Genomic DNA, 26,471 nt, shown 5'->3' with positions numbered 1-26,471 from the left:
GTCAAATGCGTTGCGCGTGCGCCTCCAGGAACCGCTCGGAGATGGTGAATCCCAGCCCGGGCTTTTCAGGGATCGCTATCATACCGTCCTTTGTTTCGACAGTCTCGTGAACGAGATCGTGTATCATCGGATTGGCGCCGAGCGAAAATTCGATGATGAAGCTGGCCGGCGAGGCGGCGCAGACATGCAGGCCGGCGAAGAAGCAGGGCGCGCCGGCCCACAGATGCGGCGCCAGCCGCAGGTTGAAGGCGCTGGCTATGGTGCCGATCTTCATCGCCTCGCTGATGCCGCCGCAGAAGGCCGGATCCGGCTGGAATATGTCGGCCGATTTCAGCACGGCGAGATCGCGGAAGGCGTAGCGCGTCGCCTCGCTTTCGCCGGTGGCGATCGGGGTCGCGCCGGAGGCGCGCAGCTCGGCCATGCCGGGCTTGTCGTCGGCGATCACCGGCTCCTCGAACCAGGCAAGGTCTAGGTCGGCGGTGAGGCTGATGAAGCGCTTGGCCTCGGCGACGGTGTAGGTGCCGTGCGCGTCGACCATGAGGTCGACATCCGGTCCGATCGCGGCCCTCGCGGCGCGCACGCGCGCGGCCGAAACATGCGGTGCGCCGTCCATCGAGCCGACGCGCATCTTCAGCGCCTTGAAGCCGCCCTTGGCGATGTAGGATTTCAGTTGCTCGCCAATGGCCTCGGCGGGCGCCCAGCCGCCGGAAGCATAGGCCTGCATGCGCTCCACCTTGCGGCCGCCGATGAGCCGCCAGACAGGTTGGCCGAGCGACTTGCCGAGAATGTCCCAGAGCGCGATGTCGACGGCGCTGATCGCCGCCACGCTGACGCCGCGCCGTGCCAGCTGCGGCATGGCATGGCCGCTATGCGCCGCCGTCTCATGGCGCACGCCGTTGTAGAGCATTTCCCAGATGACGGAGATATCGCCGGGGTCGCGGCCGATGAGCTGCGGGCCGATCTCGTGGTTCAGCATATGGACGAGCGCGCCGTAGCTGCCGGCGCTGCCGGCGGCGTTCTTGCCTTCGCCCCAGCCGACCAGGCCATCATCGGTCTCGATGCGCAAAATGGCGGCGTCGAACGTCGTCACCTGACCGAAGTCGCTGCGATGCTGCTTCGCGACTTCGATCGGGATGCGGACCCACCAGGCCTGGACGCTTTTGATGCGCATGGTCTTCCCCGGGGCCCTGCCGCCGGTCGAGGCGGAAGGGCGGAGCTTCGGATCGTCTACTTGATCAGCGGCAGCAGCGTTTCGGCGGTGATGCGCATCTGATCGGTGTAGAATTTTTCCGTCAGCACGCTGGAGCCATGGTCCTGGATGAATTTGAGCTGCTCGGGCGAGATGTCGACCGGATTGCGCTCGACCATTTCCGGATAAGGCGCGGCCGGCGTGCGGTCTACCGGCGCGACGAACTCGTTGGTCAACGCGCCGTCATAGCCGACTTCCTTCAGCGTGCGCACGATCTTCGGCCAGTCGATCTGGCCGAGGCCCGCGGCGAAGCGGTTGTTGTCGGCGACGTGGAAGTCGTAGAGGCGCTTTCCCACCTGGCGGATGGCGTCATAGACGTTAAATTCCTCCATGTGGATGTGGTAGGCGTCGAGGCAGACGCCGCATTCCGGGCTCACCGCATCGGCGAGCGCCAGCGCCTGGGCGCCGCGGTTGAAGAGATAGGTCTCGAAGCGGTTGAGCGGCTCGACGGCGATCTTGACGCCGACCTTCTTGGCATGGGCGAAGCATTCGCGCGTGGCGTCGACCACCCAGCCCCATTCCTCCGCCTCGGTGCCGTCCGGCACCACCTTGCCGACGGTCGCGGGCACCAGGGTGATGATCTCGCCCTCGAGCTCGCTCACCATGGTCAGCACGTCCTTGACGTATTGGACCGACCTTTCGCGCTGGCCCTGGTTCTTGGCGGCGAGGTTGCGTTCGCCCAGCATCAGCGTCACCGAACCCCAGCAGCGGATGCCGTGCTCCTTCAACAGGGCGCGCGTCTCCTTGGTCTTGTACTGCTCGGGTTCGCCGGAAATCTCGATCGATTCATAGCCGAATTTCTTGATGCGCTTCAGCGTCACCTCCAACGGCTCCGCGCGCATCCAGTTGTGCGTCGAAAGATGCATGGTCTATCCTCCCCAGAATTCGCCTGTCATGTTTACTCGCGACGTTCTCCTGCGAACCCGTCGCGTAATCTCCGCCCCACGGCGTTCCAGCGATTTTCTCGAAACTGGTTCGACCAATTGGGTCCTTGATGACCTCTAGCGCAAATTCACTTGTACGGCAAGAAGTACGGCCATAACGCCATTGTGATGCCTTATACATTTGATTTTCAACAGTAAATACAATAGCCGATAGCCAAGCGCCTGGCTTGCGGGCCCGTCTCGCCCGCTTGACCAAAAATGGAGATTTGGTAATACCAGAATGAAGCCGCGCACAAATGCCGGCAGAAAGAGATCGACCGGGCTGGCCCTGACTTCAATCGGCGCTATGCTTGGTCGCGGAAATCAAACGAGGGAGGATGCCGATGCCGACGACGATGAAGGGTCCCGGCCTGTTTCTGGCGCAGTTCGCGGGCGATGCGGCGCCCTTCAATTCGCTGGCTTCGATCACCAAATGGGCGGCCGGCCTCGGCTACAAAGGCGTGCAGATCCCGACCTGGGACGGCCGGCTGTTCGACCTGAAAAAGGCCGCGTCGTCGAAGGCCTATTGCGACGAGGTGAAAGGCATCTGCGCCGAAGCCGGCGTCGAGATCACCGAACTGTCGACGCATCTGCAGGGACAGTTGGTGGCGGTGCATCCGGCCTATGACGCGCAGATGGACGGCTTTGCGCCGCCATCGGTGCACAACAATCCCAAGGCGCGGCAGAAATGGGCGGTCGAACAGATGAAGTTCGGCGCCAAGGCGTCGCGCAATCTCGGGCTGAATGCTTCGGTTTCGTTCACTGGCTCGCTGGCTTTCCCCTACCTCTACCCGTTTCCGCAGCGGCCGGCCGGGCTCATCGAGGAAGCCTTCGGCGAACTCGGCAAACGCTGGAAGCCGATCCTCGACGTCTATGAAGACAATGGCGTCGATGTCGGCTACGAGATTCATCCTTCCGAGGACGTGTTCGACGGCGCGACCTTCGAGATGTTCCTCGACGCGGTCGGCGGCCACAAGCGCTGCAACATCAATTACGACCCCTCGCACTTCCTCTTGCAGCAGCTCGACTATCTCGAATTCATCGACATCTATCACGAGCGGATCAAGGCCTTCCACGTCAAGGATGCCGAGTTCAACCCGACCGGGCGGCAAGGCGTCTATTCCGGCTATCAGGGCTGGGTGAACCGCGCCGGCCGCTTCCGCTCGCTGGGTGACGGGCAGGTGGATTTCAGCGGCATCTTCTCCAAGCTCACCCAGTACAATTACGATTCCTGGGCGGTGCTGGAATGGGAGTGCTGCCTGAAACATCCCGAGGACGGCGCCGCCGAGGGCGCGCCCTTCATCCAGCACCACATCATCCGGGTGACGGAAAAGGCCTTCGACGATTTCGCCGCCGGCACGACCGACAAAAAGCTGCTGCGCGCGATGATGGGGATTTGACCCGCGAACTTCACTTGAGAAGATTCGACTGCGGGTCCGGACGGGATTGAATTGCAAGCCGTAGCGGACCCCTATACCCCGCTCCGACGCTGTGCGTCGGCCCTCTCCGCAAGGGGGAGGGTGAGGAGCCAAAGAGGAGAGTACGAAAATGGTCGGCGCATCGAAGTCGGAAACGGGAGGCGGCCCGATCCGCTATGGTATGGTCGGCGGCGGCCAGGGCGCATTCATCGGCGCGGTGCATCGCATCGCGGCGCGCATGGACAACGACTTCGTGCTGGTTGCGGGTGCGCTTTCAGCGAACCCCGAGCGCGCCAAGGCGTCGGCAGAGGAACTCGGACTCGATCCGGCACGCAGCTACGGCTCCTATGCCGAGATGGCGAAGGCCGAAGCCAAGCGCCCGGATGGCATCGAAGCTGCGGCGATCGTGACGCCCAACAATGTCCATGTGCCGGCGGCCAAAGCCTTCCTCGAGGCCGGCATCCATGTCATCTGCGACAAGCCGCTGGCCACCTCGCTGGCGGAGGCGAAGAAGCTCGCCGCTCTGGTCGAGAAGACCGGCAAGGTGTTCGTGCTGACCCACAACTACACTGCCTATCCGATGATCCGCCAGGCGCGCGAGATGGTGGCCAAGGGCCAGCTCGGCGACATCCGCATCGTGCAGTCGGAATATCCGCAGGACTGGCTGACCGAAGACCTCGCCGCCACCGGCCAGAAGCAGGCGTCGTGGCGCTCCGATCCGAAGCAAGCCGGCGCCGGCGGCGCGCTGGGCGACATCGGCACGCATGCCTATAACCTCGCCCGCTTCGTTTCCGGGCTGGAGCTCGATACGCTGTCGGCCGATCTCGACGCCTTCGTGCCTGGACGTCAGCTCGACGACAACGTCAACGTCATGCTGCGCTTCAAGCCGGTCGGCAACAAGCATCCGGCCAAGGGCATGATCTGGGCGAGCCAGGTGGCGCCCGGCCATGAGAACGGGCTGAAGCTGCGCATCTACGGCTCGAAGGGCGGGCTGGAATGGGTGCAGGCCGATCCGAACTATCTCTGGTACACGCCGTTCGGCCAACCGAAGCAGCTTTTGACTCGCGCCGGAGCCGGCGCGATACCGGCCGCTGGGCGCGTGACGCGTGTGCCGTCGGGCCATCCGGAAGGCTATCTCGAAGGCTTCGCCAATATCTACCAGGAGGCGGCACGGGCCATCCGCGCGGCGCGCCGGAAGGGCGGCAAGCCGGCTAAGGATGTGATCTTCCCGACGATCGAGGATGGCGTCGAAGGTATGGCCTTCATCGAGGCCTGCGTGAAGTCGTCGAAGAAAAACGGGGCGTGGACGAAGCTGTAGGGGCGAGACTCACCCTCATCCGAATTGCCAAGCCGAATTGCAAACGCAATTCGGGGCAATCCGACCTCTCCCCTTGGGGAGAAGGTGGCCGCAAAGCGGCCGGATGAGGGGGAGTGTGGCCGCTGGCGCAAATGGCTGGCCAGCAAGCCGGGGGAGGGGTCGATGAAAATCGGCATGTGCATGTTCTTGTGGACGACAAGCGTTTCGAAGAAGCACGAGGCGCTTCTCAAGGACATCAAGGCGACCGGCTTCGACGGGGTCGAGATCCCGGTCTTCGCTGGCTCACCGGACGACTATAGCAAGCTCTGCGCGATGCTCGATCGCATCGGGCTGGAGCGCACCGCGGTCACCGCGATGGGCGATCCGGCGATGAGCCTGATCTCGCCGGATGCAGCCACGCGCAAGGCCGGCATCGACTACATGAAATGGGCGATCGACTGCAGCGCAGCGCTCGGCGCCGACCTGCTGAGCGGACCGCTGCATTCGACACTCGGCGCGTTTTCCGGGAGCGGGCCGACGGCGGCCGAGAAGAAGCGCTCGGTCGCCTCGCAGCGCGCCATCGGCGACCATGCGGGCAAGAAGGGCGTGACCATCGGGCTCGAAGCGCTCAACCGCTTCGAATGCTATCTGCTGAACACGATGGACGATCTGTCGGAGCATATCGACGCGATCGACCGGCCGCACATCAAGGCGATGTACGACACGTTCCACGCCAATATCGAGGAAGCCGACCCGATCGGCGCCTATACGCGCAACCGGCGGAACGTCGTTCACATCCACATTTCAGAGAACGACCGCGGCGTGCCGGGGCGCGGCAATATTCCCTGGAAGGAAACATTCTCCGCCATCCGCAAGAGTGGCTATGACGACTGGCTGACGATCGAAGCGTTCGGGCGGTCGCTGAAGGATCTGGCGGCGGCGACGAAGGTGTGGCGGGATTTCGCGGAGAGCCCGGAGGCGGTTTATCGCGAGGGGTATCGGCATATCAGGGATGGGTGGAAGGCTGCCGCGTAAGCGTCTCTCTCTTCGTCATCCACGGGCGGAGCGGGAGCGAAGCGGACGCGGAGACCCGAGGATCCATTCCGTGACGTCGACGCGCCGCAACGATGCAGAATTCTGTACCGCTGCACTCTACGGCTTAGGTAACGGCATGGATCCTCGGGTCTGCGCGCGTCGCTTCGCTCCTTGCTTCGCCCGTGGATGACGAAGGCGCGAAATTACCCCCGCTCGGCCTGCAACCTGTTATAATCATGCAGCGTGCGGCTGAGCCTGCGCCGCAGGAAGTTCGAGATGTTGTCGAAGATGAAGACGACGAGCAGCGTCAAAAGCACCATGTAGAAGACGTTGGCCCAGTTCGAATTGGTGCGCATCGCCTCCCACAGTTTCAGGCCGATGCCGCCGGCGCCGACGGCGCCGATGATGGTGGCGCCGCGGGTGTTGGATTCCCACTGGTAGAGCGTCTGGCTGATGAAGACGGGGATCACTTCCGGCAGCACGCCGTAGCGCTGCACCAGCAAGCCGTTGGCGCCGGTCGAGAGCACACCCTCGCGCGGCTTGTCGTCGATGTTCTCCAGCGCCTCGGAATAGGTTTTGCCCAATGTGCCGATCTCGGTGAAGAAGATCGCGGCACTCCCGGCCAGCGGTCCGGGGCCGAAGGCGCGGGTGAAGAACAGCGCCCAGATCAGCATGTCGACCGAGCGCATGAAGTCGAAGAAGCGTTTCAGCACCTGGCTGAGGATGCCGCTCGGCGTGATATTGCGCGCGGCGAAGAAGGCGAGCGGGAAAGCGACGATGCCGCCGAGCAGCGTGCCGAGGAAGGCCATGACGATGGTCTGCAGCAGCTTCGTCCAGACGTCGCCGTGCTGCCACTGGGCGTTGTTCCAGATGTTGTCGGCGGCCAAAGAAAGGTTGGAGGTGCCAGGCTGCAGTTCGGGGCCCGAGACGATCAGCGAGACCACTTCGCTGTAAGGTCTGCCGAAGAAGGGCGAGCGCGTGTCGAAGACGAAATTCGCCCAGCCGAGGAAACGTTTGCGCACCTTGACGCGGTCGACGGTGACGCGCACCTCGCCGGCAAAGCCCATCTTGGCGACGATCTCGTCGTCATGCACCGTCACCCAGTCCGGCACGGGGCCGGTTACTACCGGCTTGCCGCTGGTCAGCGCTACCGGCACGGTCACGCCATTCGCCGTGATCGTCGCCTTGGTCTTGTCGAAGGTGACGGATTTGGCATCGCCGTCGATCTGCACCGTAAAAGTGCCGTCGGGGTTTTGGATCACCCAATCGGGATTGGGGTTTTCGCCAAGTGCGGAAAAGCGCGGATATTTCGGCGTGATCTGAGGCTGGTCGAGGCGGAATTCCGGCTGCAGATCGTAGCTGATCCATTGCGACAGGAAGAGCGGCAGCCGCTCCCAGTGCGACTCGCGCAGCACCTGCGGCAGGCTGAAGAACCACAAGGCATAGCCGAGATAGAGCAGCGTGCCGGCGATCAGCAGCAGCGGCCAGAAACGCTTGTAGGCCGGCCGCCGGAAGATCTGCGGGTGGCGGTCCTCGATGGCAGCGATTTCTTCTACAGTGATTGCCATTTCACGCGCTCATCAGGAAAGCCTGTTCGCCGACGAGCTTGCGGCGCAGCCAGGCGGAGAACTGGTCGACGAGGAAAATGGTGATGAACAGCAGCAGCACCAGCGCCAGCGTCTTGGCGCCGAAGCCGCGCGAGATGGAAAGCTTCAATTCTTCGCCGATGCCGCCGCCACCGACGGCGCCCATGATGGTCGAGATGCGCACGTTGATCTCGATTCGGAGCAGCGTGTAGGACATGAAGTTGGGCAGCACCTGCGGCAGGCCGGCGAAGCGCACGCGCTCGAACCAGTTGGCGCCGACGGCGCGCAGGCCCTCCTCCGGGCGCATGTCGATGTTCTCGTTGATCTCGTAGAACAGTTTTCCCAGCGCGCCGATCGAATGCAGGCCGATGGCGATGATGGCCGCAACCGGGCCGATCGAGACGATGGCCGCGAACAGCCCGGCAATGACGATTTCGGGGAAGGCGCGCAGCAATTCCATGAAGCGCTTGACGACGAGCCGCAGGACCGGGCTCGGCGTCAGATTGCGCGCGGCGATGAAGGAGAAGGGCACGGCAAAGACGAAGCCGATGAAGGTCGAGACCAACGCGACGTTCACCGTGGTCAGCATCAGCTCGAAATATTCGGGGATATAGAAGCCGCCCCAGACATAGACGCGGCCGAGCGGGAAGTTGAATTCCTGCGTGCCCTTGTCGTTGGGCGAAGCGATGTCGAACAGTGCCCGCCAGACGTCGTTCCAGTCCTTCGGGATCAGCCAGCTGAGGAAATCGAGAAGATGCGGCAGCCGGTCGAAGAAATGGCCGGCATTGGCCTCGTCGGCGAACCACATGGTGGCGCACATGGCAACGAGAAGCAGGCCGATGCCGAGCGCGGTGTAGAAGCGTCTGAGCGATGTCTGGCGTCGCCAGGCATCCGCCTGCTGGCGGGTCGCGTCGGAGTGGAGGGTGGCTGATGTCATGATCGGAGATGCAAAAAGGGCGGTGTTTTGAACACCGCCCTTTCGGTTGTCGTCGTCAGCCGCCGATAGCCGCTTTGCGGGCTTCGACGATGACGTTGTAGAAGTCCGGCTTGACCGGGACATAGCCGGTGAAATCGCCGCCTTCGACGCCTTCGAAGCACGCCTTGTCCTTGGTCGGCAGGGCGGTGAAGAAGGCGGCCAGCTTGGCGGTCATGTCGGCGCCGAGCGCGGTGCGCACGACCAGCGGGCCGTTCGGGATCAGGCCCGAACGCCAGACTTCGACGAAGTCGTTCGGATCGACGGCGCCCTTGGCGACTTCCTTGTGGAAGGTGCCGGAGGTATAGCCGTTCTTGAAGTCGCCGATGCCCGAGGAATCGTCCACGGCCACGTCGACCTTGCCGTCGCGCACGGCCAGCACGTTGTTCTCGTGGCCGCCGTTGAACTGGGTCGAGGCGAAATAGGTCTCGTTGGAGGCGCCGGTGTCCTTCGGGATCTGCGTCAGCGGGATCAGATAGCCCGAGGTCGAATCCGGGTCGGCATAGCCGAGCTTCTTGCCCTTGGCCGACTTGATGTCGGTGATGCCGGAGGACTTCAGCGCCAGGCCGATCGAATAATAGCCGGTCGCGCCGTCGGTCTGCTGGGTGGTGAGGATCGGGGTGACGGCGTTCGGGTCCTTGATATAGACGCTGGCGTAACCTGAGGCGCCGAGCTCGGCGAAGTCGAGCGTGCCGCCGAGCAGGCCCTGGATGACGCCGTCATAGTCGGCGGCCGGGAACAGCGACACCTTCTCGAAGCCGAATTCGGCCTTCAGATGGTCGGCAAGGCACTGGTAGTTGCGCAGACGGTCGGTCTCGTTCTCGCCGCCGAGGATGCCGACGCGGAACTCCTTGATGTCGGCGGCATTCGCGGCGCTGGCTGCCATGGCGAGCAGCGAAATGCCCGCAAAAACCATTTTTCTGAACATTGTGCTCTCTCTCCTGTTGTTCCGGCTGCGCGCCGGCGTTCTGATTTTTCAAGTCTTGCCTTTGACGCGGGCGGGCGATCCGGGTTGCTCGCTCTGCGATGCCCAATGACGCGCCCGGATCGATGAAGCGGGTCCGGGCCTGGGGCTCAGTAGCCAGGAAAAGCTGGTTCGAGCGGTCCGGCGGATGCAAGGATCTTCGGCTTGATGGTGACGCTGGTCGACGTGATCGCTTCGGAGATCTCGGCGCCGCTCGCATCCGCGCCATAGACGGTGCGCACGGCGTCGCGGTCGAGGTCTTCCGGCGCGCCGTCGAAGACGACCTTGCCGGCGGCCATGCCGATGATGCGGTTGCAATAGGCGCGCGCGGTGTCCAGCGTGTGCAGATTGGTGATGACGGTTATGCCTTCGCGCTGGTTGATGTCGCGCAGCGAGTCCATCACCACCTTGGCGTTGAGCGGGTCGAGCGAGGCGATCGGCTCGTCGGCCAGCAGCACCTTCGGCTGCTGCATCATGGCGCGGGCGATGGCGACACGCTGCTGCTGGCCGCCGGACAACGTGCCGGCCGGCTGCAGCGCGGTGCGGGCTATGTCGAGCCGCTCGAGCGCGGCAACAGCCTCGGCGCATTCGGTGCGCGTGAACATGCCGAGCAGATTGGAGAACGTCGAGCGGTGGTTGAGGCGGCCGAGCAGCACGTTAGTCAAAACGTCGAGGCGCGGCACCAGGTTGAACTGCTGGAAGATCATGGCGCAGTCGCGCTGCCAGCGGCGCAGCGGCGAACCCTGCAGGCTGGAGACTTCTGCGCCGTCGAAAAAAATCGATCCCTGGCTGGGATCGATGAGGCGGTTGACCATTCGCAGAAGCGTCGACTTGCCGGCGCCGGAGCGTCCGATGACGCCGACCATCTGTCCGCGCGGGATCGAGATGTTGATGTCGCTGACGGCCGTGTTCTTGCCAAATCGTCGGGAGACGCCGCGGATTTCGAGCGTGGCCGCTGATGCCGACATACCAAAACTCCAGTCCATCGTCATTTGAAGGTCTGTTAACCTTCGCTAGCGCAGGCGGATGAAGCTGGGGTGTCGGATTGATGTCAGTTTTGTTACCGCGCACAGGCTTGTGGGGCTAATTTCCCAGCACAGGGTTTTTGACAGGGTCGGCTATGTTTCTGTTGAGAGTGCCTCGGAGATTGGCCGAAACGGCCATTTCGTCGTCATCCACGGGCGGAGCAAGGAGCGTAGCGACGCGCGCAGACCCGAGGATCCATGCCGTGACGCATGAGCGCTGCTGCGGTGCAGAATTCTGCTCCGCTGCACTCTTCGATCAGGGTCACGGAATGGATCCCAGGGTCTCCGCGACGCCGCTTCGCGGCTGCTCCGCCCAGGGATGACGAGGTTGAGAGGCTTCAGCCAATCCCCGGCGCTTGCGCTGACTTCACGGAAACGGTGAAAATCTTGCCCCGTCGACAAGCGGCAACTTTCCAAAATCCCTGTGCCGAACTACTTAGCCGAACACGAGCAGTTCCTCGAAATGCTCCATGTCCTTGAAGCTGCAGAAGGCTGGCGGACGCAGCTCGATCACCGGAGCTTCGCGCTCGAGGAAGGCCAGGCAGTCGTCGAACAATTCCTGCCAGGCTTCTGCCCGCTCGTCGGCGAGGCGGCTTATTTGGTAGGCGAATGTGATGTGGAAGACGTAAGTGTCGTGGTCCGGGTGACGATAACCGAAGGGCACTGAAAGCGCATCGCGCCAGGCACTCATGATGGCCCTGTCTTCCTCCGAAGCGCCGGCGACGGTGAGGCCGTTCGGCGTAACGCCGATGGCCTTTATCCTGAACGAGCCGCTGCCTTCGAAGTTTTGCAGGCGCTCCAGATAGAGCCGCGTCATGTCGTCGATACTAGTGTCGACCGGCACGTCGGATGGCCAGTAGGGCAGTCGGCGCCGGTACTCGATGATGCCTTGGTACAGCGTCATGTGCAGACTGGAGATCGGGGTGAAGGCCAGCCGGTCGGCATCAGGCATGGCCAGCATGCGCTCGCGCACCTTGATGACAGCAGCCTCGGAAGGTGAGCCGGCTACGAGATGGGAGACGACGGTGTTGCCGGGCTCGAGCAGGAAGTTGCCTGCCGTGTCGTAACGCGTGCCGAGATGGGTCGGAGGCGCCGGGTTGGTGCCTTCGAAGAATAGGGCGAGCGAAGGTCTGACTGTGTCGAGCATGACGATCTCCTGGGGAGATGGCCTCGTGTCCGAGTCTTGTGTCAAAGGTGTGAAGGTCGGCGCCGATTATCCAATTCGCGCGAATTGCCCCGATCGGGCTATCACCAGCACTATTTGATACTCAGGACCAGTGCTGCGTAATAAAGGATTACAAGCCCGGCCGCCGACAGAGCCAATCCGAAGAGCGTCGCCACGATCACCGCAGCAGAGCCCGCTTCGACACGGCGGTAGATACTGCGGCCCACTATCAGAAGCCCGATCGCAATCAGTCCCAAACCGATGCAGATAACCGTGAAGAAAAATTGCTGAGCTCCATCCATATTGGATGCCTAGTTGGATTCTACTGATTTAGTATTAAGCTTTCTTGCAAGCATTTATATTGCCGAGTGCGGTATGTTTGTCGGCCGCGCGTCTGCGAATAGCGCTCGCGTCATTCGTATTTTTCCAGAAACTCCTCCGCCGACAATTCGCGAAAATCGCCGAGCGTGGCGCGCAGCTTCGCATGGTCCCAGTCCCACCAGGCAAGCGCCTGGTAGCGCTCGGCGGTGCGGCGGTCGAAGCGCTCGCGGATCGGTTTTGCCGGCACGCCGCCGACGATGGTGTAGGGCGCGACATCCTTCGACACCACGGCGCCTGCGCCGACCGCGGCGCCGTCGCCGACGGTGACGCCGGGCAGGATGGTCGAGCCGTGGCCGAGCCAGGTGTCGTGGCCGATGGTGACGCGTTTGGCGCGGCGCTGAGCGAAGAACTCGCTCTCGTGCTCGGCATCGTCCCAATAGTCCGAGGCGCGGTAGGTGAAGTGGTGCAGCGTCGGCCGCGAGACCGGGTGGTTGGTCGCGTTGATGCGCACGCTCGCCGCGATGTTGGAGAATTTTCGGATGGTCGCGCACCAGACGGCGCAGTCCTGCATCATGTAGGAATAGTCGCCGAGCTCGCATTCGGCGACGCGGCTTCGCTCGGCGATCTCGGTCCAGCGGCCGAGCGTCGAGTTCTCGACCTGCGCCGTCGGGTGGATCAGCGGCGCCTCCGAAAGCTTCTTGCTCATGCAGCGATCTTTCCGGCGGCGAAGGTGGTGACGTCGATGACGCGATCGGCGACCGCGTCACGCACGTCGAGGTCATGGAAGATGCCAAGCAGCGCAACTCCGGCGGCCTTCTTGGCGGCGATCAGTTCGACCACGACGTCGCGGTTTTTCGCGTCGAGCGAGGCGGTCGGCTCGTCGAGCAGCAGGATCGGGTGTTCGGTGATGAAGCCTCGCGCGATGTTGACGCGCTGCTGCTCGCCGCCCGAGAAGGTCGCTGGTGGCAGCGCCCAAAGCTTCTCCGGCAGGTTGAGCTGGGCCAGCAAGGTGCGCGCTTTTTCCCGCGCGGCCTCTCTGGTCTCGCCACGCTCGACCAGCGGTTCGGCGACGACGTCGAGCGCCGAGACGCGCGGCACGGTGCGCAGGAACTGGCTGACATAGCCGATCGTTTGCCGGCGCACGGCAAGCACGGTGCGCGGATTGGCGGCGGCGAGATCGATCAGGCCGCCTGCGTGCTGGACGATGATCTGGCCTTCGTTGACGGCATAGTTGCCGTAGAGCATCTTCAGGATCGAGCTTTTTCCTGCGCCCGACGGGCCGCCGAGCACGGCGCATTCGCCGGCGCGGATCGAGAAGGAGACGCCCGCGACGACAGGCAGCGTGACGCCGTCGCGCAGATGCATGGTGAAGCTTTTGGCGACATCGGAGACAACGAGAGGCGTCGGCATGATCATACCTGCAAAATCGAAGACACAAGAAGTTGCGTATAGGGCGCGCGCGGGTCGTCGAGCACGCGGTCGGTAAGGCCGCTTTCGACGACGCGGCCGTCCTTCATCACCATCATGCGCTGCGACAGAAGCCGCGCCACGGCGAGGTCGTGGGTGACGACAACAGCGGCGAGGCCGAGGTCCGTGACCAGGCCGCGCAACAGATCGAGCAGGCGCGCCTGCACGGAGACGTCGAGGCCGCCGGTCGGCTCGTCCATGAATACCAGGCGCGGACCGGTCACCAGATTGCGTGCGATCTGCAGGCGCTGGCGCATGCCGCCGGAAAAGGCGCGCGGCTCGTCGTCGATACGGTCCTCGTCGATCTCGACGCGCGACAGCCAGTCGACCGCGGTGGCGCGGATCTTGCCGTAGTGCCGGTCGCCGACCGCCATCAGCCGCTCGCCGACATTGGCGCCGGCCGAAACCGTCATGCGCAGGCCGTCCGCCGGGTTCTGGTGAACGAAACCCCAGTCGGTGCGCATCAGGAAGCGGCGCTCGGCCTCGCTCATGCGGTAGAGCTCGCGCAACTGGCCGTCGCGCATGCGGTAGCTCGCCGTGCCGGAGGAGGGCAGCAACCTGGCCGACAGGCAGTTGAGCAGCGTCGTCTTGCCGGAGCCGGACTCGCCGACCACCGCCAGCACCTCCCCGGGCCACAGGTCGAAGGTAACGTTCTCGCAGCCGACGCGCGAGCCGTAGAATTTGGAAAGCGCTGAAACGCGCAGCAGCGGTTCGTCGGTCATTCTGCCGGCTCCGTTTTTCCCAGAACGGGATGGGCTTCAGGTGCGAGATGACCGCGATGGCCGTCCTCGCGCCGCTTCTCGCAGTGGTCGGTGTCGGAACAGACGAACATGTGGCCGCCACGGTCGTCGAGGATGACCTCGTCGAGATAGACATTCTCGGCTCCGCAGATCGCGCAAGGCTGGTCGAAGGTCTGCACCTCGAAGGGATGGTCCTCGAAGTCGAGGCTGACCACATCGGTGAAGGGCGGCACGGCGTAGATGCGCTTCTCGCGGCCGGCGCCGAACAATTGCAAAGCCGGCGAACGATGCATTTTCGGATTGTCGAATTTCGGCGTCGGCGAGGGGTCCATCACATAGCGGCCTTCGACCTTGACCGGATAGGCGTAGGTGGTGGCGATGCGGCCGTGCCGGGCGATGTCCTCGTAGAGCTTCACATGCATGAGGCCGTATTCCTCCAGCGCATGCATTTTCCGCGTTTCGGTCTCGCGCGGCTCGAGGAAACGCAGCGGCTCGGGGATCGGCACCTGGAAGACCAGCACCTGGCCGGCGGTCAGCGGCTGCTCCGGAATGCGATGGCGGGTCTGGATGATGGTCGCTTGTCCCGTCTCGGTGGTGACGGCGACATTGGCGACCTTCTTGAAGAAGGCGCGGATCGAGACGGCGTTGGTGGTGTCGTCGGCGCCCTGGTCGATGACCTTCAGCACGTCGTCGGGGCCGATGATCGAGGCGGTGACCTGCACGCCGCCGGTGCCCCAGCCATAAGGCATCGGCATCTCGCGCGAGGCGAAAGGCACCTGGTAGCCGGGAATGGCGATGCCCTTGAGGATCGCCCGGCGGATCATCCGCTTTGTCTGCTCGTCGAGATAGGCGAAATTGTAGGTGGCGATGTCGGTCATGGCGATCACATCCGCTCCGTGCTACCGAATTGACTTGCAAGGCGTGGAACCCGGACCGGATCGAAATGAATTCTGCCGGATGGATGCACCTCGGGATCGTGTTGCTGGTGTTCGCCGGCGTCGTCGTCTTTTTTCTGCGGCGCAGGATTTTTCCGGCGCCAAGGGAAGGTTCCGGCAATTCCGAAAGTTGGTACGGCGGTGGTGGCTACGAGGGCTCCAGTGGACACTCCCACGATGGCGGTGGGCACGCCGGTCACGGTGGCGGAGACAGCTGAGCTCATTGCACGACCTCCAATTCCCTGGCGTAGCGCGCCAGTCGCTCGGCCAGTGTGCCGGTGTGCAGTTCGAACAGATGGTTGTCGTCGTCGTGGAAATAGATCGAGCGGCCTTCGCCCTCGACGCGCGGCCGCGGCGGACGCATGTCGAGGCCGAGCTTCCTCACACGCTCGGCGTAGCGGTCGAAATCCGCATCATCGATCTTGAAGGCGATGTGGTTGTAGCTCCGCTCTGGCAGCGGCTCGCCTTCCATGATGGCGATCCAGAGATCATCGATCAGGAAGAATTTCTCGCGAGACAGTGAGAATTGCCGAGCGCCGCTGTCGTAAACCTCACGCGCGTCGAAGACGCCGGTCAGGATATCGCTCATCCGGTCGAGGTCGCGCACGACGAAAGTCACGTGGGAGAGGCCCTGGATCATTCCGCGGCCTCCCGCTTTTCCTCGGCGGCCTTGTCCTCATTTTCCCGCGCCTCGTATTCGGCGCGCATGCGGCGCACGAGGCCGAGTTCGGCCTGGAAGTCGACATAATGCGGCAGCTTCAGATGCTCGACGAAGCCGGTCGCCTGCACATTGTCGGAATGCGAGATTACGAATTCCTCGTCCTGCGCCGCGGCAACGACATCTTCGCCAAGCTCGCCGGCGCGCAGCGCCCGGTCGCACAGCGCCATTGCCATCGCCTTGCGCTCGCTCTGGCCGAAGACCAGGCCGTAGCCGCGCGTGAATTGCGGCGGCGCCTTGGCCGAGCCCTTGAATTGGTTGACCATCTGGCATTCGGTGACGCGGATCGAGCCGAGCGGCACGGCGAAGGGCAGTTCCGGCACGTCGAGCTCGAGCTCGACTTCGCCGATGCGCACTTCGCCGACGAAGGGATGGTTGCGGGCATAGCCGCGCTGCGTCGAATAGCCGAGCGCCAGCAGAAAACCCTCATCGCCGCGCGACAGCGCCTGCAGGCGTATGTCGCGCGCCATCGGGAACTGCAGCGGCTCGCGCGTGATGTCGCCGGGGACATGGTCGCGCGGCATCTCGCCATCGGCCTCGATCAGCCCTTCATGGGCAAGGATCGCCGAGACGCGCGGCATCGCCTCGTCCTCGACCGGACGTTGAACCGGCGTCTCGACCTCGGCGCCGGCGGCAAGCTCAGGATCGAGCAGGCGGTGCGTGTAGTCGAAGGTGGGCCCAAGCACCTGGCCGCCGGGCAGATCCTTGTAGGTCGCCGAGACGCGGCGCTCGACCTGCATGGCGCCGGTATCGACCGGGTTGGTGTAGCCGAAGCGCGGCAGCGTGGTGCGGTAGGCGCGCACCAGGAAGATCGCCTCGATCATGTCGCCGCGCGCCTGAACTACGGCCAGCGCCGCAAGCTCGCGGTCGTAGAGCGAACCCTCGCTCATCACGCGGTCGACGCCGAGCGCCAGCTGCTCGACGATCTGGTCGAGGCGCAGCGCCGGCACCGCGCGGTCGCCGCGGCGGCGGTCGGCCAGCAAACGATGGGCGTTGGCAATTGCGGCCTCGCCGCCCTTTACCGCGACATACATGTCAGGCCTCCATCGTCTTGATGCGGGTGGTGCGCGGCAGGCAGGCGAGATTGCCGGGCGCCGCCAGGATGATGTCGACGCCGCGCGGAAAACGCTGGTTGTTCTGCTTCCACTGCTCGACGAAATGGCGCGGCATGCCGGGAGGCGCGATCATCGACGTCTTTTCGATGCCGGGTCCTTCGAGCAGCAGCGACGGGCCGGAAGCGAGATCGTCGACCAGCAGGATCAGCGTCGTCGAACGGTCGGGATATTCCTGCGTGCCCTGCGCAAAACCGTCGAGCGCCGCCATCTCCTTCGGATTGGCGATCAAGGCGAAATGCGCGTCGGCCGGCGTGTTGGCCAGGGGCGCGCCGGAATGAAAGCCGAGCCAGGCCTTGACGGATGCCGTCTGCAACGGCGCGTCGAGCCAGACCGGCGTGTCGTTGTCGCAGAGCGCCAGCGCCACGGCGCCGGCGGTCGCCGACAAGGGAGCCGGCGGATGGGCGAGCGGCGGCAAAGGCGGGACCGTGCCGGGACGCGCCATCGCGTCCATGATGGCGCGGAACACGGTCTGGGCGTTGAAGACCGGCTCGGCGAAGCCGCCGTCGATCGATTGCGTGGCGATATCCATCAGTCCTCTCCGCGCACCATGGTGAAGAAATCGACTTTGGTCGCCCCCGTCTCGACGCGGCGTTTTTCGCGCGCGGCGTCGAGTGTTTCACGCAACGGCGCCACCAGCTTTGCCTCGACCTCTGCGCGATGCGCAGGGTCCTGCCAGAGCGCGTCGGCGATGGCCGCGAGCCTGGCTTTCTGCTTGTCACGCCCAAGCGAATAGGAATGGCCGACCTGCCCGGAAGGCAGCCGGACGGTGGCACGCGTGACCGTCGCCTCGCCGACATTGAAGGGCGCGCCGCCGCCGCCGATCCGCCCGCGCACCGTCACCAGTCCGGTTTCCGGGCCGCGCAAAAGCTCAGCCTCGGATGGCAGGCCGGAGCCGTCCCACAGGCGCGCGATCTCATCGGCCGCGGCATGCGCAAGCGTCGCCATAGCGGCTTTCCGCTCCGCTTGCTCGCGCGCTTCCTGTCCTCGCATGGTGCCGCTCCTTGTATGGAAATTTGTCTATTGATATAGACAACTATACAAATTATACTGACCTAGTACCGAGAGTCCATGACGCGTGGATGACAGGGCGAAAAATACCGGGGGCGGTAGTGATCGGACTTGCCAGTATCGAAAGACGCAACGGTGTGGCGCTGTGGCGGCAGATCGCCGACAGGATCCTGCAAGGGATCGCCAGCGGCGATTTCGCCGAGAATACAGCGCTGCCGCCCGAGGTGGCGCTGGCCGAGCGCTACGGCGTCAACCGCCACACGGTGCGCAGCGCGATCGCGGCGCTGACGCAGGACGGCGTGCTGAAGGCCGAGCAGGGGCGCGGCACCTTCGTGATGTCGCGCAAGCGGCTGTCCTACCCGATCGGTGCGCGGACGCGCTTTTCCGCCGGCTTGCAAGGACAGACGAGCGAGCGGCACATCGCGCTCCTGTCGTCGTCGACCGAGCCGGCCAGCCGGCGCATCGCCGAGGCGTTGGGCATCGCCAAGGGGGCGGCCGTGATCCGGCTGGAGACGCGCGGCGAAGCCGACGGCCATCCGGTGTCGCGCGCGACCACATGGTTCGACGCCAAGCGCTTCGCTGGCATCGATACCGCCATGGCGGAGACGGGATCGGTCACCGCCTCGCTAAAGCGCTTCGGCATCAACGATTATCTCAGGCACTCGACGGTGCTGTCGGCACGCCATGCCGATGCCGACGATCTTGCAGCACTTGATCTGCAGCCGGGCGCGATCGTGCTGGTGACGATGTCGGTCAACGTCACGCTCGACGGCCAGCCGATCCAGTTCGCGGAATCGCGCTTCCCGGCGGAACGGGTGGAGCTGAGGCTGTCAGCCGGCGATTAGCCAACCTCGATGACCGCCTTGATCAGCCCAGATTTCTCCTGCGCCCACCGCGCCAGATCGCGCGGCGTGCCGGCGAGCGTCGTGCGGTGGGTGACGAGTTTGGTCAGCGGCACGGCGCCGTTGCGGATCGAGGCGGCGACGTGGTCGAAATCGGCCCTCAGCGCGTTGCGGCTGCCGACCAGCGTCATCTCGCGTTTGTGGAACTCCGGGTCCGAAAAGGTGATGTCGTCCTTGACGACGCTGACCAGAACCAGCGTGCCGCCATGCGCGACGTGGGCGAAGGCCGATTGCACCGAGCCCGTGTTACCGGTGGCGTCGAAGACGAGGTCGAACCCTTCGCCGCCCGTCGCCTGCTTGACCAGGTCCGTCGCCGAAACCTTGGAGGCGTCGAGCGGGGCAAAGCCGAGATCTTTTTCGGCGAAGCCGAGCCGCTCGGCGCTCATGTCGAGCAGGCTGACGTCGAGCCCGGCAATGCGCGCGAAGATCGCCGTGCCCAGCCCGATCGGTCCGGCGCCGATGACCAGCGTGCGCTGGCCCGGTGTGCCCAGCGAGCGGCGCACGGCGTGGGCGCCGATCGCCAGGAATTCCACCGCCGCGGCGTCGGCCAGCGACAGGCCGTTCGTCGGATAGAGGTTTTGCGCCGGCACCAGGATCTCGTCGCACATGGCGCCGTCGCGATGGACGCCGAGCACCTCGATCTTCATGCAGCAGTTCGGCTTGCCGTGCCGGCAGGCGATGCATTTGCCACAGGCGAGATAGGGGTTGACGATCACCGGTTCGCCGACGGCGAGGTCGACGCCTTCACCCCTCTCGACAATGGTGCCCGAGACCTCGTGGCCCATGACGCGCGGATAGGCGAGGAACGGGTGCTTGCCTTCGAAGATATGATAGTCGGTGCCGCAGATGCCGACATGGCTGATGGCGACGCGCGCCCAGCCGGGCGCGGGCGCACCGGGCGCTGCGCGGTCTTCGAGGACGAGCTCGCCAGGCGAGCGGCAGACGACGGCTTTCATTTCGCAAATCCAAAACAAAAAAGAACGCCGGCCTCGTACGAGCGAGGCCGGCGGAGTTCAGGAGGATTCATTTGCCGCGACGGCGCAGGCCGTCGAAGTAGACGATGACGATGATCAAAAGGCCGGTGATGACACGTTGCCAGAAGGTGTTGACGTTGAGCAGGTTGGCGCCGTTGTTGATCGTCGAAAGAATGAAGGAGCCGATCAGCGGTCCGTGCACGGAGCCGATGGCGCCGAACAGCGAGGTGCCGCCGATAACCGACGAGGCGATGGCCTGCAGCTCATAGGTGTCGCCTTGGGTCGGGTTGCCGATGCCGATGCGCGAAGCAAGCAGCACGCCGACGAAAGCGGCCAAAAGACCGGACAGGATATAGGCCATGAAGATGGTGCGCGGCACGTTGACGCCGGATAGGCGCGCGGCCTCGGCGTTGGAGCCGACCGAGAACAGATAGCGGCCCCAGCGCGTGTGATGCAGGAAGATATAGGACGGAATGGCGACTAGGATCACCATCCAGAACAGATAGGGGATGCCGAACAGCGAGCCGCGCGAGAAGGCCTGGAACGGATCGCTGTTGATCGAGATCGAATTGCCGTTGGTCATCAAGAGGCCGATGCCGCGCAGCGAGGTCATGGTGGCCAGCGTGATGATGAAGGGCGGCAGGCCCATCTTGACGATGCCGAAGCCGTGGAAGAGGCCGATGGCGACGCCGACCAGCAGCGTGACCAGCACCGCCGCCCAGATCGGCCAGCCGGCATTGATCAACAGCGCGACGATGACGGTGGTGAAGCCGACCACGGCGCCAACCGACAGGTCGATGCCGCCGGTGATGATGACGAAGGTCTGACCGACGGCAAGGATGGCGATCAGCGAGCCCTGGCGCAAAAGATTGGTGATGTTGAGCGCCGAGGCGAAGGACGGCGTGGCGACAGCCAGCACGATCCACATCAGCACCAGCAGGCCAAGCAATGTCAGCCCGAACAGCGCGTTGAAATTGCGCTTGGGTTTTTCGGCGGGAATCGTCTCGGTGCTCATCATTGCCCTCCCGGCTTTTCTTGTTTCTCGGCCAGCGCTTGTCCCAGAATGTCTTCGTGGCTGGCGGTGCGGAACCCGTGCGTGGCGACCAGCTTGCCGCGCCGGAACACATGCAGCGTGTCGGCAAGCTCGTAGACCTCCGGCAGATAGGACGAGATCAGGATGATGCCGGCGCCCTTCGATAGAAGCGTCGAGAACAGCCGGTAGATCTCGGCCTTGGTGCCGACATCGACGCCCACTGTCGGCTCGTCGAAGATGAAGAGCTTGGCGCCATGCGCCAGCCATTTGCCGATGACGATCTTCTGCTGGTTGCCGCCCGACAGGCTGGAGGCGAGCGCGCTGCGCGTCGGCGTCTTGATGCGCAGGTCGGCGATCTGGCGGTCGGCCTCGGCCTTCTCCTTCGCACCGGAGATCAGCGCGTTGCTGGAGATCCGCTTGTAGATCGGCAGGTTGAGGTTCATGCCGACCGACAAATTGAGGCACAGGCCCTGGTCGCGGCGGCTTTCCGGCGCCAGAGCCATGCCGAGCCGGATCGCGTCATGCTCCGAGTTGACCTGGACTTCCTTGCCTTGCCAGAAAATCTGGCCGGCCGACTTTTTGTGGCGGCCGTAGAGCGTGGTGACGAACTCACTGCGGCCAGCGCCGATCAGGCCGTAGAGGCCGACGATCTCGCCGGCGCGGACGCTCACCGAGACATTCTCGAAGCCTTTGCCGGAGAGGTTGTTCGTCTCGACGATGGCCGCGCCCGGCGTGAAATGTTCCTTGTGGTAGATCTGTTCGATCGAGCGGTTGATCATCAGCTTGACCAGTTCGGGCTCGTTGGTCTCGGCGATGTTGCGGGTGCCGACCAAAGTGCCGTCGCGCAGCACCGAGACGCGGTCGGCGAGTTCGAACACTTCCTCCATGCGGTGGCTGATATAGATGATGGTGACGCCTTCGCCCTTCAGCCGGCGGATCAGCTTGAAGAGCTGGTCGGCTTCCTTGCGGGTCAGGTAGGCGGTCGGCTCGTCGAAGATCAGGAATTTGGTGCCACGCACGGTGGCTCTGGCCGCGGCGATCAGCTGCTGCTGGCCGATGGTGAGGTCGCCGAGAACGACATGCGCCGGCAGGTCGAAGCCGAGACCGTTGATGATGTTCTGCGCTTCCTTGACCATGGCGCGCTGCTGCAGGAGGCCGAAACGCGATTCCTCCTCGCCGAGGAACATGTTGGCGGCGACGGTGAGATGGCGGCACAGCACCACCTCCTGGTGCACGGCGTTGATGCCGAGCGCCATGGCCTCATGCGGGGTGGCCAGGGCCGCCGGCTTGCCTTCCCAGACCACCTCGCCCGAGGTGCGCGGCATGACGCCGGTCAAGAGCTTGATGAGCGTCGACTTGCCGGCGCCGTTCTCGCCGACGATAGCGTGAATTTCGCCCGCCTTGAAGGCGAGGTGCACGGGCTTCAGCGCATGCGTGCCGGGATAGCGTTTTTCCAGGCCGTGTAGTTCGAGGATCGTCCGGCCCGGGGCCAGCGTGGGGGCGGGGTGCAGGTCCTGCGCCGTCGACGTCATGACAATCCTCCCAGATTGATCTCAGCCGATATGCAGCAATGCGTCTTCTGTGCGCATCTCGATAGCAAGTTAAAGCAGGCTAACGAATTTCCAAGCGGCCGGCGGAAGTTTCCGGGGCGCCGAGGCCCCGGAAACCAGTGCGAGCGACGTCGCTCAGTTGAGCTTCGGGTTGAGCAGAGCGTCGATCTTCGGGTCCTTCATGTTGGCCTTGGTGACGAGGTTGGCGCCGGTGTCGACGTTGGCCTCGACCTTCTCGCCCTTGGAAGCGGCAAGCGCGGTCTTGATGCCGTCATAGCCCATCCGGTACGGATCCTGGACGACGAGGCCGGAGATGACGCCGTCGTTGAGGAACTTGATCAGCTTCTCGTCGCTGTCGAAGCCGATCAGCGCCACCTTACCGCCGAGATTGTTTTCGGCGATCGCCTGGCCGACGCCCTGCGCCATGATCAGGTTCGAGGCGAAGATGCCCTTGAGGTCCGGATTGGCGGTGATCAGGTCGGTGGCGATGTTCAGGCCCGTGGTAGCCTGGCCGTCGGCATACTTGTCGGCGACGAGCTCGAGACCCGGATATTTGGCCTTCAGCTGTTCAATGAAGCCCTGCTTGCGCTGCTCGAGCGAGCCGGCGCCGGGAAGTGCTGTGATCAGCGCGACCTTGCCTTCGACCTTGCCGCCATTGGCGGCGCCGATCGCGGCGGCCAGACCATCGGCGGCGACGCGGCCGCCCTGGACGTTGTCGGTGGTCAGGAACGAAGTAAAGGCCTTGGAGTCGGCGCCGGAGTCGATGCCGATGACCTTGACCTTGGACGCGGCCTCATCGATCGGCTTGCCGAGCGCCTTGAATTCGGTCGGCGAAATCACGATCGCCGCCGGGTTGCTGGCGACGGCGTTTTCGAGGATCGAGATCTGGCCGTTGACGTCGGTTTCGGCCTGGGCGCCGAGCTCCGGCACGTTGATGCCGAGATCCTTGCCGGCCTTGCGGGCGCCGGCCAGCACGATCTGCCAGTAGAAGGAGGTGGTGTCCTTGACGATGATCGGGATGGTCACGTCGGCGGCAGAGGCCGGTGCCGAATGCATCGCGCCTGCGAGCATCGAAGCGGCGGCAAGCGCCACGAAAGCGCGGCGGTTGAGAAGGCTGGTCACGAATTTCATTAGGATCCTCCCTAAATCGCCTGGTGAAGGTTCGGAAGCTCTATCTGGATAGGCGCGGCCCAAACAGAACTTTATCAATAAAAAACATTTGCCATATTCTGATAGTGCATCGCTTCGGCCGATGCAAGCGGTCACTGGTGCCGTTTGCGTGAATAAATGGGCGGGTGACGTGCCCTGTTTCGGCCCTTACGAGGCTTCCGATCCTCCTTGACGCATGGAACATAAATTCCACTATTGTGTCAATATGGAATGTCTATTCCTCCAACTTGATCGCGTCTTTGTGAAAGGTGGCGCCTGTCGAACAGGCGGCAGCATGATGGACGGCTCTCTTCACCCAAGGCTCTGCAACACTGTGTAGGGGTCGTACTTGGCGAAATCCTCCGGCGGCACCTCGACGTTGAGCAGTTCGAGGTTTCGCGTCAGGTTTGCTGGCTTGGCAGTGCCGGTCAACACAGAGGCAACGACGGGTTCATGAAGCGGAAACTGGAACGCCGCGGCGGCGAGTGGATAGCCGCCATTTGCTGCAATATGCTCCATGGCGCCGACGCGGCTCAAAATGTCCTTGTCCGCCGGCATGTAGTCGAAATGAGCGCCGTGCACAGGGCCGGTCGCCAGAATGCCGGAGTTGAACACGCCCCCAACGATCAGCGATGTCCCACGCTGGCGGCACAACGGCAGCAGCTCCGCCTGCGCACTGCGGTCGAGGAGCGAGTAGCGGCTGGCGAGCAGGATGCAGTCGAGCGGCGCGCGGGCCATTACGTCGAGGCAGATCCGGACCTCGTTCACGCCGAGGCCATAGGCGGCGATCGCGCCGGAGGACTTCAACTCCTCCAGGGCCCTCAGACCGCCGTCCATCAATTGGCGGAAGTGCAGCTTCGTCTTTTCGACGCCGTGCGTGTATGTGCCTATGTCGTGCACGAAGAGGATGTCGATCCTGTTGAGGCCGAGCCGCGCGTGGCTGAACTCGACCGAACGCATGATGCCGTCGTAGGAATAATCGTAATCGACCGCGAAAGGCAGCGGCTCGACATAGGAATGGTCGGGCACCTGATCTTCGGGAACCGGCCGGAGCAGGCGCCCCACCTTGGTCGAGAGCACATAGGAAGAGCGCGGCTTGTCGCGCAGGAAATCCCCTGTCCGTCGCTCGGACAGGCCGAAGCCGTAGAACGGGGCGGTGTCGAAGTAGCGCAGCCCGGCATCCCAGGCAGCCTGTAAAGTCGCCATGGCGGCCTCGCGGGAACAGGCGCGATAAAGCCCGCCGATCGCCGCGCCGCCGAAGCTTATTTCAGTCACGTCGAGCGTAGTGCTGCCGATACGGCGTTTGTTCACAAAAGCCTCCCCTCGCAGCCGGCTTACGGCCGGTCATCGATGTCTTGTTGGTCGAGAGCGTTTCAGCGGCCCAATCGGAAAGCCGTTACGCGTTTGCCTGGATTGCTCTAAAGCGTCGCGCCGAGGTGCCAGGGCACGAATTCGTTGTCGCCGTAGCCGAACGCCTCGCTCTTGGTCTTGCGGCCCGACGCGGTCTCTATGATCAGCTCGAAGAGCTCGCGGCCCATGCCGGCGATGGTCTTCTCGCCCGAGGCGATGACGCCGCAATTGACGTCCATGTCCTCTTCCATCTGGTTGTACATGGTGGAGTTGGTGGCGACCTTGATCGACGGCGTCGGGCGGCAGCCGAAACAGGAGCCGCGGCCGGTGGTGAAGACGATGATGTTGGCGCCGCCGGCGACCTGACCGGTGGCCGAGACCGGGTCGTAGCCGGGCGTGTCCATGAACACTAGGCCGTGTCCTGAGACCTTCTCGGCATAGCCGAAGACGCCGTTGAGCGGCGTCTGGCCGCCCTTGGCGACGGCGCCCAGCGACTTTTCCAGGATGGTGGTCAGGCCACCGCGCTTGTTGCCGGGCGAAGGATTGTTGTCGATCGAGGCGCCGTGCTTGGCGGTATGGTCCTCCCACCACTTCACATAGCTGTCGAGCTTGGCGGCGATCTCCGGCGAGGCGGCGCGATAGGCGAGCAAATGCTCAGCGCCGTAAATCTCGGTGGTCTCGGACAGGATGCCGATGCCGCCGCAATCGGCGAGGATGTCGACGGCAGCGCCCAGCGCCGGGTTGGCGGTGATGCCGGACATGCCGTCCGAGCCGCCGCATTGCAGGCCGACGACGATCTCCGAGACCGGGATCGGTTCGCGCTGCAGATGGCCCACCTCCTCGGCGATCTCGGCCAGCACGTCCATTGCCCTCAGGACCGATTTGCGCGAGCCGCCGGCCTCCTGGATGTTGAAGTGGCGCTTGCCGGCGGCGACGCCCTTCTGGCCGTAAAGCGTGAGCTGGTTGACCTCACAGCCCAGCCCGACCATCAGTATGCCGCCGAAATTCGGGTGGCGCGCATAGCCGGCGAGCGTGCGGTGCAGCACCATCATGCCGTCGCCGGTGGCGCTCATGCCGCAGCCCTGGCCGTGCACGATCGGCACGAAGCCGTCGATGCCGGGATATCTCGGCAAGAGCGTGCGGTTTGCCTCGTCGGCGATCGCATGGCAGACCGTCGACGAGCAATTGACGCTGGCGATGATGCCGATGAAGTTGCGCGTGCCGGCGCGGCCGTCGGCGCGGCGATAGCCCATGAAGGTGCGCTTGCGGTCCGCCTCTGTAGCGTGTTCGGCCTCGCTCGGCGGCACCACCGGCAGCCGGCCGCTCTCGAACACCAGATTGTGCGAGTGGACATGCTCGCCAGGTGCGATGTCGGTCGTGGCGCGGCCGATCGCCTGCGCGTATTTCACCACGGCTTCGCCGGCGGCGATCGGCTTGATCGCCACCTTGTGGCCCGGCTCGATCACCGCCACCGCGGCGGCGCCCCCCGGCAGGGTGGTGCCGATCTCAAGGCGGCCATTGGCAACTGCGACATTGTCGGAGGGGGAGAGAAGGATGATGTTTGCAACGGTCAC

The 26,471-nt window shown here is 64.0% G+C and carries 27 protein-coding genes; 4 read left to right on the top strand and 23 right to left on the bottom strand.

Annotated features, from left to right (window positions below):
• Nucleotide 1 precedes the first annotated feature (1 nt).
• Nucleotides 2-1,171, bottom strand: coding sequence for a mandelate racemase/muconate lactonizing enzyme family protein (locus FJ988_RS23880; RefSeq protein ID WP_140820806.1), 1,170 nt, complete (start codon nt 1,169-1,171; stop codon nt 2-4).
• Nucleotides 1,172-1,227: 56 nt separating this feature from the next.
• Nucleotides 1,228-2,115, bottom strand: coding sequence for a sugar phosphate isomerase/epimerase (locus tag FJ988_RS23875; RefSeq protein WP_140820805.1), 888 nt, complete (start codon nt 2,113-2,115; stop codon nt 1,228-1,230).
• 401 nt (nt 2,116-2,516) lie between these two features.
• Here FJ988_RS23875 and FJ988_RS23870 point away from each other — a divergent pair, with 401 nt between their 5' ends.
• From FJ988_RS23870 to FJ988_RS23860, 3 genes are all read left to right on the top strand, one after another.
• Entirely contained in the window at nt 2,517-3,572 is a 1,056-nt protein-coding gene (locus FJ988_RS23870; RefSeq protein ID WP_140820804.1) for a sugar phosphate isomerase/epimerase, read from the top strand.
• Between the two features lie 148 nt (nt 3,573-3,720).
• The gene (locus tag FJ988_RS23865; protein ID WP_140820803.1) at nt 3,721-4,908 is read left to right on the top strand and encodes a Gfo/Idh/MocA family protein; all 1,188 of its coding nucleotides are present in this window, start codon (nt 3,721-3,723) and stop codon (nt 4,906-4,908) included.
• Nucleotides 4,909-5,070: 162 nt separating this feature from the next.
• Nucleotides 5,071-5,922, top strand: coding sequence for a sugar phosphate isomerase/epimerase (locus tag FJ988_RS23860; protein ID WP_140820802.1), 852 nt, complete (start codon nt 5,071-5,073; stop codon nt 5,920-5,922).
• Nucleotides 5,923-6,125: 203 nt separating this feature from the next.
• On the opposite strand, the gene phnE (FJ988_RS23855) is transcribed toward FJ988_RS23860, so the two are convergent.
• From phnE (FJ988_RS23855) to phnG, 15 genes are all read right to left on the bottom strand, one after another.
• The gene (gene phnE / locus FJ988_RS23855) at nt 6,126-7,490 is read right to left on the bottom strand and encodes a phosphonate ABC transporter, permease protein PhnE (protein WP_140820801.1); all 1,365 of its coding nucleotides are present in this window, start codon (nt 7,488-7,490) and stop codon (nt 6,126-6,128) included.
• A 1-nt stretch (nt 7,491) separates the two neighbouring features.
• Nucleotides 7,492-8,445: a phosphonate ABC transporter, permease protein PhnE gene (gene phnE, locus FJ988_RS23850; protein ID WP_140820800.1), complete on the bottom strand. Its 954-nt coding sequence runs from the start codon at nt 8,443-8,445 to the stop codon at nt 7,492-7,494.
• A 55-nt stretch (nt 8,446-8,500) separates the two neighbouring features.
• Nucleotides 8,501-9,409 carry a phosphonate ABC transporter substrate-binding protein gene (gene phnD, locus FJ988_RS23845; protein WP_140820799.1) on the bottom strand — a complete coding sequence of 303 codons (909 nt, stop codon included), beginning with the start codon at nt 9,407-9,409 and terminating at the stop codon, nt 8,501-8,503.
• A gap of 146 nt (nt 9,410-9,555) precedes the next feature.
• Nucleotides 9,556-10,413, bottom strand: a complete 858-nt coding sequence (phnC, locus tag FJ988_RS23840) for a phosphonate ABC transporter ATP-binding protein (RefSeq protein ID WP_140820798.1) — start codon at nt 10,411-10,413, stop codon at nt 9,556-9,558.
• 493 nt (nt 10,414-10,906) lie between these two features.
• Nucleotides 10,907-11,617 carry a DUF1868 domain-containing protein gene (locus FJ988_RS23835; protein WP_140820797.1) on the bottom strand — a complete coding sequence of 237 codons (711 nt, stop codon included), beginning with the start codon at nt 11,615-11,617 and terminating at the stop codon, nt 10,907-10,909.
• 110 nt (nt 11,618-11,727) lie between these two features.
• Entirely contained in the window at nt 11,728-11,937 is a 210-nt protein-coding gene (locus tag FJ988_RS23830) for a hypothetical protein (protein ID WP_140820796.1), read from the bottom strand.
• Nucleotides 11,938-12,047: 110 nt separating this feature from the next.
• The gene (locus FJ988_RS23825; RefSeq protein WP_140820795.1) at nt 12,048-12,662 is read right to left on the bottom strand and encodes a DapH/DapD/GlmU-related protein; all 615 of its coding nucleotides are present in this window, start codon (nt 12,660-12,662) and stop codon (nt 12,048-12,050) included.
• Nucleotides 12,659-13,366, bottom strand: a complete 708-nt coding sequence (gene phnL, locus FJ988_RS23820; RefSeq protein ID WP_140820794.1) for a phosphonate C-P lyase system protein PhnL — start codon at nt 13,364-13,366, stop codon at nt 12,659-12,661. Before phnL ends, FJ988_RS23825 begins: the two co-directional genes overlap by 4 nt.
• 2 nt (nt 13,367-13,368) lie before the next feature.
• Nucleotides 13,369-14,145 carry a phosphonate C-P lyase system protein PhnK gene (gene phnK, locus FJ988_RS23815; RefSeq protein WP_140820793.1) on the bottom strand — a complete coding sequence of 259 codons (777 nt, stop codon included), beginning with the start codon at nt 14,143-14,145 and terminating at the stop codon, nt 13,369-13,371.
• Entirely contained in the window at nt 14,142-15,041 is a 900-nt protein-coding gene (locus FJ988_RS23810; RefSeq protein WP_140820792.1) for an alpha-D-ribose 1-methylphosphonate 5-phosphate C-P-lyase PhnJ, read from the bottom strand. Before FJ988_RS23810 ends, phnK begins: the two co-directional genes overlap by 4 nt.
• A gap of 5 nt (nt 15,042-15,046) precedes the next feature.
• Complete coding sequence (locus FJ988_RS23805; RefSeq protein ID WP_140820791.1) at nt 15,047-15,322, bottom strand: hypothetical protein; 276 nt, start codon at nt 15,320-15,322, stop codon at nt 15,047-15,049.
• Nucleotides 15,319-15,738, bottom strand: coding sequence for a FosX/FosE/FosI family fosfomycin resistance hydrolase (fosX, locus tag FJ988_RS23800; RefSeq protein ID WP_140820790.1), 420 nt, complete (start codon nt 15,736-15,738; stop codon nt 15,319-15,321). The genes FJ988_RS23805 and fosX overlap by 4 nt, the downstream gene beginning before the upstream one ends.
• Nucleotides 15,735-16,850 carry a carbon-phosphorus lyase complex subunit PhnI gene (locus tag FJ988_RS23795; RefSeq protein ID WP_140820789.1) on the bottom strand — a complete coding sequence of 372 codons (1,116 nt, stop codon included), beginning with the start codon at nt 16,848-16,850 and terminating at the stop codon, nt 15,735-15,737. The genes fosX and FJ988_RS23795 overlap by 4 nt, the downstream gene beginning before the upstream one ends.
• 1 nt (nt 16,851) lies before the next feature.
• Entirely contained in the window at nt 16,852-17,460 is a 609-nt protein-coding gene (gene phnH / locus FJ988_RS23790; RefSeq protein WP_140820788.1) for a phosphonate C-P lyase system protein PhnH, read from the bottom strand.
• A complete protein-coding gene (phnG, locus tag FJ988_RS23785; protein ID WP_140820787.1) occupies nt 17,460-17,921 on the bottom strand; it encodes a phosphonate C-P lyase system protein PhnG in 462 nt (153 codons plus the stop codon). The genes phnH and phnG overlap by 1 nt, the downstream gene beginning before the upstream one ends.
• A gap of 89 nt (nt 17,922-18,010) precedes the next feature.
• Between phnG and phnF the strand changes: the two genes are divergently transcribed.
• Nucleotides 18,011-18,784 carry a phosphonate metabolism transcriptional regulator PhnF gene (gene phnF, locus FJ988_RS23780; protein WP_140820786.1) on the top strand — a complete coding sequence of 258 codons (774 nt, stop codon included), beginning with the start codon at nt 18,011-18,013 and terminating at the stop codon, nt 18,782-18,784.
• Here the strand turns inward: phnF and FJ988_RS23775 are convergent.
• From FJ988_RS23775 to FJ988_RS23750, 6 genes are all read right to left on the bottom strand, one after another.
• Complete coding sequence (locus tag FJ988_RS23775) at nt 18,781-19,797, bottom strand: zinc-binding alcohol dehydrogenase family protein (RefSeq protein WP_140820785.1); 1,017 nt, start codon at nt 19,795-19,797, stop codon at nt 18,781-18,783. The two genes, phnF and FJ988_RS23775, sit on opposite strands and share 4 nt — an antisense overlap.
• 67 nt (nt 19,798-19,864) lie before the next feature.
• The gene (locus FJ988_RS23770) at nt 19,865-20,833 is read right to left on the bottom strand and encodes an ABC transporter permease (RefSeq protein ID WP_181183650.1); all 969 of its coding nucleotides are present in this window, start codon (nt 20,831-20,833) and stop codon (nt 19,865-19,867) included.
• Complete coding sequence (locus tag FJ988_RS23765) at nt 20,830-22,380, bottom strand: sugar ABC transporter ATP-binding protein (RefSeq protein WP_140820783.1); 1,551 nt, start codon at nt 22,378-22,380, stop codon at nt 20,830-20,832. Before FJ988_RS23765 ends, FJ988_RS23770 begins: the two co-directional genes overlap by 4 nt.
• 153 nt (nt 22,381-22,533) lie before the next feature.
• Entirely contained in the window at nt 22,534-23,529 is a 996-nt protein-coding gene (locus FJ988_RS23760; RefSeq protein ID WP_140820782.1) for an ABC transporter substrate-binding protein, read from the bottom strand.
• A gap of 330 nt (nt 23,530-23,859) precedes the next feature.
• Complete coding sequence (locus FJ988_RS23755) at nt 23,860-24,858, bottom strand: aldo/keto reductase (RefSeq protein WP_140820781.1); 999 nt, start codon at nt 24,856-24,858, stop codon at nt 23,860-23,862.
• A 107-nt stretch (nt 24,859-24,965) separates the two neighbouring features.
• On the bottom strand, nt 24,966-26,471 hold the full coding sequence (locus tag FJ988_RS23750) for a UxaA family hydrolase (protein ID WP_140820780.1): 1,506 nt from the start codon (nt 26,469-26,471) through the stop codon (nt 24,966-24,968).

It is taken from the genome of Mesorhizobium sp. CU3 (assembly GCF_006442965.1).
In the GTDB taxonomy this organism is placed as follows: domain Bacteria; phylum Pseudomonadota; class Alphaproteobacteria; order Rhizobiales; family Rhizobiaceae; genus Mesorhizobium.
The sequence above is the reverse complement of the archived record's forward strand: the minus strand, read 5'-3'. Positions and strand labels throughout refer to the sequence as shown.